Source organism: Asticcacaulis sp. AND118, assembly GCF_020535245.1.
GTDB lineage: Bacteria > Pseudomonadota > Alphaproteobacteria > Caulobacterales > Caulobacteraceae > Asticcacaulis.
Map to the genome: position 1 here is coordinate 310,092 of NZ_CP084911.1, position 12,307 is coordinate 322,398.

The 12,307-nt window shown below is 64.1% G+C and carries 11 protein-coding genes; 5 read left to right on the plus strand and 6 right to left on the minus strand.

What is annotated here, in order from left to right; all coding sequences use genetic code 11:
• Positions 1–37: 37 nt before the first annotated feature.
• Positions 38–2,716: a TonB-dependent receptor domain-containing protein gene (locus LH365_RS14930; RefSeq protein ID WP_226746146.1), complete on the plus strand. Its 2,679-nt coding sequence runs from the start codon at positions 38–40 to the stop codon at positions 2,714–2,716.
• A 135-nt stretch (positions 2,717–2,851) separates the two neighbouring features.
• Here the strand turns inward: LH365_RS14930 and LH365_RS14935 are convergent, their stop codons facing one another.
• Positions 2,852–3,460 carry a LacI family DNA-binding transcriptional regulator gene (locus LH365_RS14935; RefSeq protein ID WP_226746147.1) on the minus strand — a complete coding sequence of 203 codons (609 nt, stop codon included), beginning with the start codon at positions 3,458–3,460 and terminating at the stop codon, positions 2,852–2,854.
• A gap of 39 nt (positions 3,461–3,499) precedes the next feature.
• A complete protein-coding gene (gene kduD / locus LH365_RS14940; RefSeq protein ID WP_226746148.1) occupies positions 3,500–4,261 on the minus strand; it encodes a 2-dehydro-3-deoxy-D-gluconate 5-dehydrogenase KduD in 762 nt (253 codons plus the stop codon).
• 142 nt (positions 4,262–4,403) lie between these two features.
• Between kduD and lldD the strand changes: the two genes are divergently transcribed.
• Positions 4,404–5,549, plus strand: coding sequence for an FMN-dependent L-lactate dehydrogenase LldD (gene lldD / locus LH365_RS14945; RefSeq protein ID WP_226746149.1), 1,146 nt, complete (start codon positions 4,404–4,406; stop codon positions 5,547–5,549).
• Between the two features lie 63 nt (positions 5,550–5,612).
• Positions 5,613–6,158: a dihydrofolate reductase family protein gene (locus tag LH365_RS14950; protein ID WP_226746150.1), complete on the plus strand. Its 546-nt coding sequence runs from the start codon at positions 5,613–5,615 to the stop codon at positions 6,156–6,158.
• Positions 6,159–6,209: 51 nt separating this feature from the next.
• On the opposite strand, the gene LH365_RS14955 is transcribed toward LH365_RS14950, so the two are convergent.
• The gene (locus LH365_RS14955; RefSeq protein WP_226746151.1) at positions 6,210–7,094 is read right to left on the minus strand and encodes a DMT family transporter; all 885 of its coding nucleotides are present in this window, start codon (positions 7,092–7,094) and stop codon (positions 6,210–6,212) included.
• Between the two features lie 88 nt (positions 7,095–7,182).
• Between LH365_RS14955 and LH365_RS14960 the strand changes: the two genes are divergently transcribed.
• Both LH365_RS14960 and LH365_RS14965 read left to right on the plus strand, forming a co-directional pair.
• Positions 7,183–8,568, plus strand: a complete 1,386-nt coding sequence (locus tag LH365_RS14960) for a PLP-dependent aminotransferase family protein (RefSeq protein ID WP_226746152.1) — start codon at positions 7,183–7,185, stop codon at positions 8,566–8,568.
• Positions 8,569–8,598: 30 nt separating this feature from the next.
• Positions 8,599–9,669 (plus strand): transcriptional regulator, encoded by a 1,071-nt coding sequence (locus LH365_RS14965; protein ID WP_226746153.1) that lies wholly within the window; start codon positions 8,599–8,601, stop codon positions 9,667–9,669.
• 34 nt (positions 9,670–9,703) lie between these two features.
• Here the strand turns inward: LH365_RS14965 and pstB are convergent, their stop codons facing one another.
• The 3 genes from pstB to pstC are packed head-to-tail and all read right to left on the minus strand — an operon-like array spanning position 9,704 to position 12,294.
• Positions 9,704–10,504, minus strand: a complete 801-nt coding sequence (gene pstB, locus LH365_RS14970; protein ID WP_226746154.1) for a phosphate ABC transporter ATP-binding protein PstB — start codon at positions 10,502–10,504, stop codon at positions 9,704–9,706.
• Positions 10,505–10,513: 9 nt separating this feature from the next.
• Positions 10,514–11,353 (minus strand): phosphate ABC transporter permease PstA, encoded by an 840-nt coding sequence (gene pstA / locus LH365_RS14975; protein WP_226746155.1) that lies wholly within the window; start codon positions 11,351–11,353, stop codon positions 10,514–10,516.
• Between the two features lie 11 nt (positions 11,354–11,364).
• The gene (gene pstC, locus LH365_RS14980; protein ID WP_226746156.1) at positions 11,365–12,294 is read right to left on the minus strand and encodes a phosphate ABC transporter permease subunit PstC; all 930 of its coding nucleotides are present in this window, start codon (positions 12,292–12,294) and stop codon (positions 11,365–11,367) included.
• Between the last annotated feature and the right edge of the window lie 13 nt (positions 12,295–12,307).

The following is a 12,307-nucleotide window of genomic DNA, read 5'->3' on the forward strand; positions in this document are numbered from 1 at the left end:
CGTAATCCCTTCTTCGTATCAGCAAAGGCTAAACGCTATGAAAACCTATACCCAGTCGCTCGGCCTGATGCTGATGACGACCTCGGCCCTGGTGGCGCCCGCCGCCTTCGCCCAGACTGACCAGACCGCGGTTCCCGCCGACGCCCAGACCGTCGAAGTTACCGAGGCCACCCCGACAGAGGAAGTGACCGAGATCGTCGTGCGCGGGCGTAACGTGCCGAACACCATGCGCCGCACGGCCGAAGTCACGGCTATCCTGACCAATGAAGATCTGAAGCGCACGGGCGACGATTCCGCCGCCGCTGCTCTGACACGCGTCACCGGCTTGTCGCTGGTCGAAGGCCGCTTCGTCTATGTACGCGGACTTGGTGAGCGCTATTCATCGGCCCTGCTCAATGGCTCGCCGCTCCCTTCGCCGGAGCCGCTGCAACGCGTGGTTCCGCTTGACCTCTTCCCGTCTTCGATCCTGCAACGCGTGTCGGTCCAAAAGACCTATTCGGCGGAATATCCGGGTGAGTTCGGCGGCGGCGTCATCGACCTTCGCACGCTGAACACGCCGAAGACCCCCTTCTTTTCTATGGGCCTGAGCGTCAGCGGCAATTCCGAGACGACCTTCCAGGACGGTTATACCCATTATGGTTCGGACACCGATCCGATCGGCTTTGACGACGGCACCCGTTCGCTGCCGCCGGAGCTGCGCACGGCCCTGCATTCGGGCCGCCGTATCAATGCTGGCAACTACAGCGACGCTTCCGGCTATTACACGCCCGCCCAGTTGCAGAAGATCGGTCAGAGCTTCAGCAACGCATCGCTGAACCTCATCCAGCAGACGGATGCCCTGCCGGCGAATTTCAGCTTCAACCTGTCCGGCGGCACCAGCATGGACGTCGCCGGCGGTCAGTTCGGTTTCATCGGTCTGGTTGATTTCAGCAATGGCTGGAAGGCCCGTAACGGCATTCAGCAGGACGGCCGTATCGAAGGCACCGGCGCGGCGCGTACGGTAGAACTGGTCGGCGATTACACCTATCAGACCACGGAAAACAATGTCGGCCTGAACGGCTTGATCGGTATGGGCTACAATATCAACGGCCATAGCCTGCAGTGGACCAATCTGTTCATCCGCAACACGACCAAGCGGACTCGCGTCCGTGAAGGCAGCGATACGCGCAATACCGACAGCCTGACCCGCCGCGAAGACACGGGCTGGTATGCACGTCAACTGGTTATGTCGCAGTTGACCGGCCGCCATCCGCTGGCTGACAAGCTGGCTATGGACTGGCGTCTGGCCTATGCCAAGACCACCCGTGACGCGCCCTATGAGCGCGACATCACCTACTGGCAGGACGCTAACGGCGTCTTCTTCCACGCCGGTACGCAGCAGACCAACAATCTGCAATTCTCGAACCTTGAGGATGTGGCCGTCAGCGGCGGCGCCAGCCTGACCTATGATTTCAGCCTCGGTGAAGCGCGCGATGGCAAGCTGACCGGGGGTGTTGATTTCCTGGACAACAAGCGCGAGTCGGAAAACCGCTCGTTCCGCTTCAATCCGGGCACGGAGATCGCGGCAAACAATATCCAGTATTCGCGCGTCGATTATCTGTTCTCCGACGTCAATATCAGCCCCAACCGCTGGGTGTTGACCGAAACCACCAACCCGAATGCGGCCTATGACGGTGGTCTGTTCGTTAACGCGGCATACGCCAAGGTGGATGTCGAGATCATTCCGCTGGTCCGTCTGGCTGCCGGTTTGCGCTACGAATACGCCAAGCAGCGGGTCACCCTGAACAAGCTTTATGAAACGGACCAGGCGCCGGTTCAGGTTCCGGCTTTGAAGGAAGAGTATGTTCTGCCGACGGCGACCGTAACGTGGAACTTCCGTGAAAACATGCAGATCCGCGGTGGCGTGTCCAAGACCATCGGTCGTCCGCAATTCCGCGAACTGGCTCCGGCTCAGTATCTCGACCCGGAACAGGATCGTCTGTTTGTCGGTAACCCGTATCTGCGCGATACGGAACTGACCAACTTCGATGCGCGCTATGAGTGGTATTACGACGCCGGTTCGTACTTCACGGCGGGCGCCTTCTACAAGGACATCACCAATCCGGTCGAAGCCTCGCTTCTGGTTCAGGGCAACAGCCTGTTCCAGACCTATATCAACGCACCGGAAGCCACCCTCTATGGTGCGGAATTCGACTACAAGGGTCTCTTCGACTCGCCGGTCTCAGGGCCGTTCTTCGACAACAAGCGCTGGCTGCTTCAGGCGAACTACACCTACACCTCGTCCGAGGTGAAGGCCACGGGCTCCCAGTCGATTATCGACAGCAATGGCCAGACGCAACCCGCGACCAACTTCATCATCTCCGGCTCGCGCATGCAGGGTCAGGCCGAGAACGTGGCCAATCTGCAGTTCGGCTGGGAAGACTCCGAAGCCAAGTCGCAGGCCACCTTCCTCGTTACCTATGTGTCCGAGCGCATCTCCGCGCGCGGCAACCCCTCGAGCGGCGTCGCCGATTATATCCAAGAGCCGGGCGCGACGCTCGACTTCGTCTACCGCAAGGGCTTCACGGCTTTTGGTCGTGACCTCAACCTTGGTGTGGAAGTGCGCAACCTGACAGGAACGAAGTTCCAGGAGTATCAGGAAGAGGTCAAGCGCGTGGACGTCAACAAGTATGATCTGGGTCAAAGCGTCTCGGTCAGCCTGTCGACTCAGTTCTAATCGCCTATCGCTGCCCGGTTCGCCGGGCAGCCCTTTCTTCATGATCAAACTCAAAAGCCCTCCGGAACGATCCGAAGGGCTTTTCTTTATCTCGATAGGGTCACCGAAACCCCGACGCAATCGGGGGAACGAAGACTATTTCGCGGCCCTGGCCTTTTCCTCGTCGCTGAGGCGCTGGAACAGCAGGTCCACCATCTCCTCGGCGTTTTCGTCGGTCGCGGTCGAGGCCTCGACGCCGCAGTAGCTCTGATCCGGCAGACGGCCCCAGACGACCAGCGGCGCGTAGTAGCGTGCGAGGTCGCTCAACGCTTCGTGCTGCTCCTGAGCCGCGGTGTCGGGCAGGACCAGCATGCCGTCAAAGCGCTGCGAACGGACGAGGTCTTTCAGCGCGCCCTGACGCTTGGCCGGGGTCTTGAGCACCAGAAGCTCGTAGCCGCGCTTGAAAACGGCCTGGGTGAGGGCGCCCATCAGGCTCAGCAGGTGCGGGTCGCGCAGCTTGCGCTCGCCGTCGTCGGGCAGGACCAGACCGATGGTGCGCGTGCGCTTGAGGCGCAGGTTACGCGCCGCCTGATTGACGACATAGCCATTTTCCTCGGCGATGGCCGTGATCTTGTCGCGCAAGGGCTTCGGGATCAGCGGACTTCCGGCCAGGGCCCGCGATACCGTGGATACCGAAACCCCGGCCATGCGGGCGATATCGGCCATCTTGAGCGGGGCGGTGGTCGAAAGAGTATCTGTGGTCATTGTCTCCTCAAGGGGTGCGGACGGGCCGGAACGGGCGCATCATCGCGCCAGCCACCCGCCATCGACGGGGATAATAACCCCGTTTACGTAATTTGACACGCGCGAAGCCAAAAAAACCGTCGCGCCGCCCAAATCTTCGGGTGTACCCCAGCGCGAAGCCGGGATTCGGTCGAGAATCGCCTTCGCCCGTTCGGGGTCGCTCTGCAGCCCTTCGGTCAGTTCCGTGGCCATGTAACCGGGCGCTATGGCGTTGACATTGATGCCCTTGGCCGCCCATTCGTTGGCCAGAAGACGGGTGATGCCTGCGACGCCGGACTTCGACGCCGTATAGGACGGCACGCGGATGCCGCCCTGAAACGACAGCAGCGAGGCGGTGTTGATGATCTTGCCGTGGCCCTGCGCGATCATATGACGGCCGGCGGCCTGACACATGAAGAACAGGGTCTTGAGGTTGAGGTTCATCACCGCATCCCAGTCTTCTTCACTGAACGCGGTGACGTCGCCACGGCGGATCGAGCCGGCATTGTTGACGAGGACGTCGAGCCCGCCCATGACCTTCAGGGTTTCGGCGACGATGTCGCCTACCGGCGCGATTGAGGTCAGATCGGCGCGGATGAAGTGAAACCTGCGACCCAATGCCGCCACCTTTTCCGCCGTGGCGTCCGCGCCAGACGAACCGACGGCGCAGATATCGGCCCCGGCTTCGGCCAGAGCCAGCGCCATGCCCTGACCCAGACCGCGATTGGCGCCAGTGATCAGGACGGTTTTTCCGGAAAGGTCGAACATGGAGGCAGCGGACATGAAATTCCCTACGTAAAAATAGCGGTGATTATATTTGATCCATGATGATTGAACGGGATCGTTGGCTCATTGTCATCAGGCTTTGCCCCATGCTAGAGCATCAGCCATTGCTTTTCCAATCCTTTGAATCGCTGGGCCTGCCATGATCATCTCCGCCTCGACCGATTACCGCGAAGCCGCCCGGCGCCGTCTGCCGCCGTTCCTGTTTCACTATATCGACGGCGGGGCCTATGCCGAGCACACCTTGAAGCGCAATGTTGCGGACCTGTCGGATGTGGCCCTGCGTCAGCGTGTGCTGAAGGATGTGGCGTCTCTGAGCCTCGAAACCGAGCTGCTGGGGCAGAAGCTGGCCATGCCGATGGCGCTGGCCCCGGTCGGTCTGACCGGCATGTACGCCCGCCGCGGCGAGGTGCAGGCCGCGCGCGCCGCGCAGAAGGCGGGGATCAATCTGACGCTGTCGACCGTCAGCGTCTGCCCGATCGAAGAGGTGCAGGCCAAGTGCGACAACCCGATCTGGTTCCAGCTCTATGTGCTGAAGGATCGGGGCTTCATGAAAAACGCGCTGGAGCGCGCGCAGGCGGCCGGCATCACCACGCTTGTCTTCACGGTGGACATGCCGGTGCCGGGCGCGCGCTACCGCGACGCCCATTCGGGCATGAGCGGCCCGAACGCTGAAATCCGCCGTCTGTGGCAGGCCATGACCCATCCGCACTGGGCCTTCGACGTCGGTCTCATGGGCACGCCGCACGATCTGGGCAATGTGTCGAAATATCTGGGCAAGGCGACGGGCCTGGCCGACTATATCGGCTGGCTGGGGGCCAATTTCGATCCGTCAATCTCGTGGAAGGATCTGGAGTGGATCCGGGACTTCTGGAAGGGCCCCATGGTCATCAAGGGCATTCTCGACCCCGAGGACGCCAAGGACGCCGTGACGTTCGGGGCCGATGGTATCGTGGTGTCGAACCACGGCGGTCGTCAACTCGACGGCGTCCTGTCGTCGGCGCGCGCCCTGCCGGCCATTGCCGATGCGGTGAAGGGCGACCTGACCATACTGGCCGACTCCGGCATCCGCACGGGCCTCGACGTGGTGCGTATGCTGGCCCTGGGGGCGGACGGCGTGCTGCTGGGCCGGGCCTTCATCTACGCGCTGGCCGCCGGTGGTGAGGCGGGGGTGACCAATCTGCTCAGCCTGTTCGAGAAGGAGATGCGCGTGGCCATGGCCCTGACCGGCGTCAAGTCGATCAGCCAGATCAGCCGCGACTGTCTGGTGCGCGAAGGCCTGGCCTGAGCCTCCGCTCTAGGCACGGACGCCGGACAGGGCTAGGTTTCCCCAACGACAGAGGGAAGAACCATGGCGACGTTTGTTCTGGCGATGAATGTCTCGATCGACGGCTATGTCGATGACGAGGGCGGCAATCTGGTCATGGGCCCCCCCAGCCAGACGCATTTCGACCTGTGGACCGAGACCGTGGAAGCCTATGCCGGCAGCCTCTATGGCCGCCGCATGTACGAACTCATGCGCTACTGGGACGACGACCGGCCCGAATGGGACGCGTCGCTGCGCAGGTTCGCTTTGGCCTGGCGCAGGCTGCCCAAATGGGTCGTGTCGAGTACGCTCGACTCCGCAGGACCGAACGCCACGCTCATTTCAGGCGATATCGAAGCCCGTATCCGCGAACTGAAGGCGCAGAAAGAAGGCACGATCAGCGTCACGGGCCCGCAACTGGCGGGTCTGGTGACGCGTATGGGGCTGATGGACGAGTACCATCTGCACGTGCGTCCGTGCGTGCTCGGTCGGGGCAAGCCGCTGTTTAGCGACGAACCGCCACCGCTGCGGTTGGTATCGAGCCGGTTGATCGACGAGGATACGGTGCATCTGGTCTACCGGCCGGCGTAGAGATCTATCCCCGCCGGTGAAGGCGGGGATAGTCTCGCGGTTCAGGCTCGCTCAGGCAAAGCGGCGCGCGCCCAGCACGCAGGCCACGATGGCCAGCATGACAACCAGCACTTCCGGCCCGACCGGTTCGTGCAGCACGACGGCGGCGATGATCAGGGCCAGAAAGGGCTGCAGCAGTTGCAACTGTCCGATCGAGGCGATGCTGCCCAGCGACAGGCCGCGATACCAGAAGAAGAAGCCGATCAGCATGGAAAAGATCGACACATAGCCGACGCTGATCCATGCGGGCGCTGAAATGGCGGCGGGATCGGCGGGCAGGGTCAGCAGCATCACCGGGCCCATGACGGGCAGGGCGATCAGCAGCGCCCAGCAGATAACCTGCCAGCCGCCGAGCCTGCGCCCCAGACGTCCGCCTTCGGCATAGCCCAGCCCGCAGACGACGATGGCGGCCAGCATCAGCAGGTCGCCTGCGGGGGAAACCGCGAAACCCTGCATCAGGGCAAAGGCGAGGATGCAGGCTGCGCCGAGGCCTGAGAACAGCCAGAACAGACGCGACGGGCGCTTTTCGCCCAGAAGCGTAGCGAACAGGGCCGTACACAGCGGCAAAAGCCCGGTGAAGACGATGGAATGCACCGAAGGGATGGATTGCAGGGCGAGGGCAGTCAGCAGCGGAAAGCCGACGACGGTGCCGCCCGCGACGAGGAGCAGCGGGACGATCTCGCGTTTACGCGGCCATGGGGCGCGGAAGGCCCACAGGCACACGGCCCCCACCACGGCGGCGATGGTCGCCCGCGCCCCGGTCAGAAACAGAGGCGACATTTCCAGCACGGCGACGCGCGTGGCGGGCAGGGAACCGGCAAAGGCGACGACGGCGATCAGGCCGCTGATCCAGGCGTCGGTATTGGCGAGAGATTTGGTCTGGGCTGCAGTGGTCATGGCCGGCTTATGGCCGCCGGGGACTGGCGCGGACAGATACATTCCGGTAAAGTTCGATCAAACTGTACCGGTACAAAAGGCAGAACACTTGCCCGACGCCTCTCACGACCTGACCCTGACCCACCGCGTCATGCGGCTCATCCGCGACCAGATCGCCCGCCGGCAATTGTCGGCAGGGGCGCGGTTGCCGTCGATCCGCGCCTTTGCCGAGGCGCAGAAGGTGTCCAAATCGACGGTGGTCGAAGCCTATGACCGCCTGCTGGCCGAAGGGGTGATCACCGCCCGGCGCGGGGCAGGCTATTTCGTCGCCGCAGCCCCTGCGCCCCTGTCTCTGGCCGAGATCGGGCCGCAACTCGACCGCCAGATCGATCCGCTATGGGTGTCGCGGCAGTCTTTGGAAACGAAGGACTACCTCAAGCCCGGTTGCGGCTGGCTGCCGCCGGAATGGATGCCGGAAGACGATATCCGTCGCGCCTTGCGGGCGCTGGCGCGCAATCCCAAGGCCGACCTGCTCGACTATTCGACCCCCGCCGGACACGCGGGCCTGCGGCAACTTCTGTCGCGACGGCTGGCGGAAAAGGATATCGAGGCCGCCCCCGGCCAGATCATCCTGATGGATTCGGCGACCCAGGCCATCGAACTTCTGTGCCGTTTTCTGCTGCGGCCCGGCGACACGGTTCTGGTCGACGATCCCTGCTATTTCAACTTTCTGGCCAAGCTGCGCGCCCATCAGGTGCAGGTCATCGGCGTGCCCTATACGCCGACCGGGCCGGACATGGCGGTGCTGACCGCCGCGCTGGAAACCCATCGCCCGCGCCTCTACCTGACCAATACGGCCATGCACAATCCCACGGGCGCCAGCCTGTCGCCGGTCAATGCCCACCGCCTGCTCAAGCTGGCCGAGGCGCACGATCTGACCATTATCGAAGACGATATCTACAGCGACTTCGAACTGGAGCCGGGGCCGCGCCTGTCGGCCTTCGACGGCTTCGAGCGCGTGGTCTATGTCGGCGGCTTCTCCAAGGCCCTGTCGGCCTCGATCCGGCTGGGCTATGTCGCGGCGCGCGCAGACTGGATCGAAGCGCTGACCGACCTGAAGATCGCCACCCTGTTCTCCAGCCAGACCTTCGCCGCCGAACTGGTCTGTCAGGTGCTGAGCGACGGCCATTATCGCAAGCATCTGGACGCATTGCGTCAGAGACTGGCCGCCGTGCGCGGACCGACCGCCGAACGGTTGGAAGGGGTAGGGCTGAAACCGTGGCTGCGGCCGCAGGCGGGCATGTTCCTGTGGTGCGAACTGCCGGAAGGGCAGGACGCCTCCGACCTCGCGCGTCGGGCGCTGGCAGAGCGCATCGTGCTGGCGCCCGGCGATGCCTTCAGCGTCAGCCATACCGCTACCCGCTTCCTGCGCTTTAATATCGCCCAGTCGCTGGACCCGCGCCTGTTCGCCTTCCTTAAGGCCAATGTCCGTTGATCCGTACTATGGATGAGGTAGGGTAAGCGCATGACGACCTACCGCTTCGGCCCCTTTCTGCTCGATCCGCGCAACCGCCAGCTCAGCGGTCGTGAGGGCCCGGTGGAGTTGAACGCCCGCTATCTGGACGCGCTGGCCCTGATGGTGCGCGAGCCGGGGCAGTTGATCACCAAGGACCGCTTTCTGGACGAGGTGTGGCGCGGTGTGCCGGTCACCGACGAAGCCCTGACCCAGTGCATTCGTACGCTCAGGCGGCAACTGGGCGACACCGCCGTCAATCCGCGCTTCATCGAGACGGTGACCAAGCACGGCTACCGCTTCATCGCCCCGGTCGAGGTGGCACAGGAGGCGGTCGCCGAACCTGCGCCGGCGATGCCAAGGCCCGTGTCGGTCAAGGCGGTTCGCGCGCCGGTCTGGCGCGAAGGACTGGCGGCCGCCGGCGGGGCCTGCGTCGCCGGTTTGCTCGGCGGACTGATCTACGGTTTTGCCGCGGCGGCTCAGCCGGGGGCGGGCATGGGGGCGGTGTCGGTCCTGCTGGTGGTGCTGTGTCTGACCCTGATCGTGGCCGGGCTCGGCGGGGCCGGAGTCGGTTTCGGCATCGCCGCCGCCGGGCGGACCTCCGGGCCCGAAGCCGTGCGGCTGACGCTCGGCGGTGCGGCGGGCGGTCTGGTCGTCGGGGCGGTGGTCAAGCTGATCGGGCTGGACGCCTTCACCCTGTTGTTCGGACACGGCCCCGAAGGCATGACCGGCGCGCCGGAAGGCCTGTTGTTGGGGGGCGCGGTCGGTTTCGGCCTGTGGCTGACCGGGCGGATGTCGGGCCTGCGCAAGGGCATGGCTTTGGCGGCTCTCAGCGGCGCGCTGACGGGCGGGCTTATTCCGGTGATGGGCGGGCGCGGTATGGCGGGCAGTCTGTACGAACTGGGTCAGCGTTTCCCGGACTCGCGGCTGAGTCTCGATCCGCTGTGGCGGCTGCTCGGGGATGAGGGTTTCGGACCGCTCAGCCAGATCGTCGCCGGCGTGCTGGAAGGCGCACTGTTCGGCGGCTGCATAGCCGGGGCGATCGGGCTGTATCGGCGCGCAAACGAAAACCCCCGCACCTGAGATGCGGGGGCATTAAAGCTGGTAGACCCGGTTTTTAGCCGAAACGGCCGCCGATATAGTCCGAGGTCTTTTCGCACTTCGGCTTGACGAACAGTTCTTCCGTCGGGCCGAACTCGACCATCTTGCCCAGGTACATGAAGCCCGTATAGTCCGACAGGCGCGCGGCCTGCTGCAGGTTGTGGGTCACGATGATGATGGTCAGGTCGCGCTTCAGCTCTTCAAGCGTGTCCTCCAGCTTGGCCGTCGAGATGGGGTCGAGCGCCGAGGCTGGTTCGTCGAGCAGCAGGATTTCCGGCTCGACCGCGATGCCGCGGGCCACGCACAGACGCTGCTGCTGACCGCCCGAAAGCGACAGGCCGGACTTGTTCAGCTTGTCCTTCACTTCGTCCCACAGGGCGGCGCGGCGCAGGGCCTTTTCCACCACTTCGTCCATCTGCGTCTTGGACTTCTTTTCGTACAGCTTCACGCCGAAGGCCACATTGTCGTAGATCGACATGGGGAAGGGGGTCGGCTTCTGGAACACCATGCCGACGCGGGCGCGCAGGGCCGTCAGGTCGACCTTGGAGCCCAGAATATTCTCGCCGTCGATCAGGATTTCGCCCTCGGCGCGCTGACCCGGATAGAGGTCGTAGATGCGGTTCATGGTGCGCAGAAGCGTCGACTTGCCGCAGCCGGACGGACCGATCAGGGCCGTGATGCCGTTGCGCTTGACCGGCATGGACACGCCGAACAACGACTGATGCGTGCCGTAGTAGAAGTTGAGGTTCCGCGTTTCCAGCACAAGCTGATCGGCCGGGGGCGGGGTGATGACGCTTTGGAAATCGGTGTCGGACATGACGAGGCCTTACTTGTGATCTTTGTCGCGGGCGAGCCAGCGGCCCAGGATATTGACGCCCAGCACCGCCAGCGTAATCAGCAGCGCGCCGGCCCAGGCGAGCGTGTTCCACGTCTCGTAGGGGCTCATGGCGAAGGGATAGATAGCGCCGGGCAGGCTGGCGAAGGGCTTCGACATGTCGAAGCTGAGGAACTGGTTGTTGAGCGCGGTGAACAGCAGCGGCGCGGTTTCGCCGGAGATGCGGGCAAAGCCCAGCAGGCCGCCGGTCAGCATACCCGCGCCGGCCGCCTTCCAGATGATGCTGCGCACCGTGACCCACTGAGACGCGCCCAGCGCCATGCCGGCTTCGCGCAGGGCATTGGGCTGAAGGTTCAGGATGTCTTCGGTGGTGCGGGTGACGATGGGCGTGGCGAGGATGCCCAGCGCGATGGCCCCGGCCCAGCCGGAGAAGCCGCCGGTGGGCACGACGACCCACCAGTAGACGAACAGGCCGATCAGGATGGACGGGGCCGACAGCAGCACGTCGTTGAGGAAGCGCACGACGTGGCCGTAAGGGGTGTCGCCGCCGATCTCGGCCAGCCAGGTGCCGGCCAGCACGCCGATGACGACGGCGATCAGCATGGCGAACCCGCACATCAGCACCGAGCCGACGATGGCGTTACGCAGGCCGCCGGGCGAATCCGGGGCCGGCGTGTCGGCGGTGAACAGCATCAGGTCCACGCCGCCGACGCCCTTGGTCAGCAGCGAGAACATGATGAGGGCCAGCGCGCCGAGGGCGACGAGAGCCGCGCCTGTGCAGACGACGACGAAGGCCTGATTGGCGAATTTGCGGCGAAGGGCGCGATCCATGGTCATGCCTCCTAGTAACGCTGCGAGGACAGGAGCGCCCGGGCAATGGCCAGGACGGTGAAGGTGATCAGGAACAGCACCAGACCCAGTGCGATCAGCGAGGCCAGGTGTACGCCCGACGCTTCGTTGAACTCGTTGGCGATGGTCGAGGCCAGCGTCGAGCCCGAGGCGAACAGCGAGTCGGGGAAGCGGTGCGAATTGCCGATGATGAAGGTCACGGCCATGGTCTCACCCAGGGCGCGGCCAAAGCCCAGCATGACGACGCCGATCATGCCCTTCTTGACATAGGGGATCAGGACCGAACCGACGACTTCGAACGAGGTGCAGCCGAGGCCGAAGGCGGCTTCGCGGACCTGCGGCGGGATCGAGCGGAACAGTTCGCGGAACACCGCCGACATATAGGGCAGGATCATGATGGCCAGTACGATGGAGGCCGTGAAGATGTTGGCCCCGTTGGGCACGCCGGCCAGCAGCTTGCCCCAGAAGCTTTCGGGGTCGAGATTGGTCAGGATGGGCAACTGGATTGTACGCGCAAACCACGGCGCGAAGACGAACAGGCCCCACATGCCGTAGACGATCGACGGGATGCCGGCCAGCAGTTCAATGGCGGTCGAGATCGGCTGGGCGATGGCCTTGGGGCAATACTGCGTCAGGAAGACCGACACGCAGACCGCGATGGGTAGGGCGATGGTCAGCGACAGGACGGCGGTGATCAGCGTGCCGACGATGGGGCCCGCCGCGCCGTAGACTTCGGTGACCGGGTTCCACGAACTCGAGGTCAGGAAGCCGAAGCCGAACTTCGAGATGGCGGGCCAGCCGCCGATGAACAGGGCGATGATCAGGCCGCCCAGAGTCAGCAGCAGGGTCGTTGCCGCCGCGAAGGCGAGGCCACGGAAGATCGGGTCCACCGGGTCCGGGTGGCGGGCGGTCTGAAGAGACATGTGGTTTTCCATA

What these genes read in the sequence shown, in the direction of transcription:
- kduD (WP_226746148.1), bottom strand. Translation starts at nt 4,261, where the DNA reads ATGTCCGCTGCCTCCATGTTCGACCTTTCCGGAAAAACCGTCCTGATC.
- LH365_RS14950 (WP_226746150.1), top strand. Translation starts at nt 5,613, where the DNA reads ATGGCGACGTTTGTTCTGGCGATGAATGTCTCGATCGACGGCTATGTC.
- pstA (WP_226746155.1), bottom strand. Translation starts at nt 11,353, where the DNA reads ATGGATCGCGCCCTTCGCCGCAAATTCGCCAATCAGGCCTTCGTCGTC.
- pstB (WP_226746154.1), bottom strand. Translation starts at nt 10,504, where the DNA reads ATGTCCGACACCGATTTCCAAAGCGTCATCACCCCGCCCCCGGCCGAT.
- LH365_RS14965 (WP_226746153.1), top strand. Translation starts at nt 8,599, where the DNA reads ATGACGACCTACCGCTTCGGCCCCTTTCTGCTCGATCCGCGCAACCGC.
- LH365_RS14955 (WP_226746151.1), bottom strand. Translation starts at nt 7,094, where the DNA reads ATGACCACTGCAGCCCAGACCAAATCTCTCGCCAATACCGACGCCTGG.
- LH365_RS14930 (WP_226746146.1), top strand. Translation starts at nt 38, where the DNA reads ATGAAAACCTATACCCAGTCGCTCGGCCTGATGCTGATGACGACCTCG.
- pstC (WP_226746156.1), bottom strand. Translation starts at nt 12,294, where the DNA reads ATGTCTCTTCAGACCGCCCGCCACCCGGACCCGGTGGACCCGATCTTC.
- lldD (WP_226746149.1), top strand. Translation starts at nt 4,404, where the DNA reads ATGATCATCTCCGCCTCGACCGATTACCGCGAAGCCGCCCGGCGCCGT.
- LH365_RS14935 (WP_226746147.1), bottom strand. Translation starts at nt 3,460, where the DNA reads ATGACCACAGATACTCTTTCGACCACCGCCCCGCTCAAGATGGCCGAT.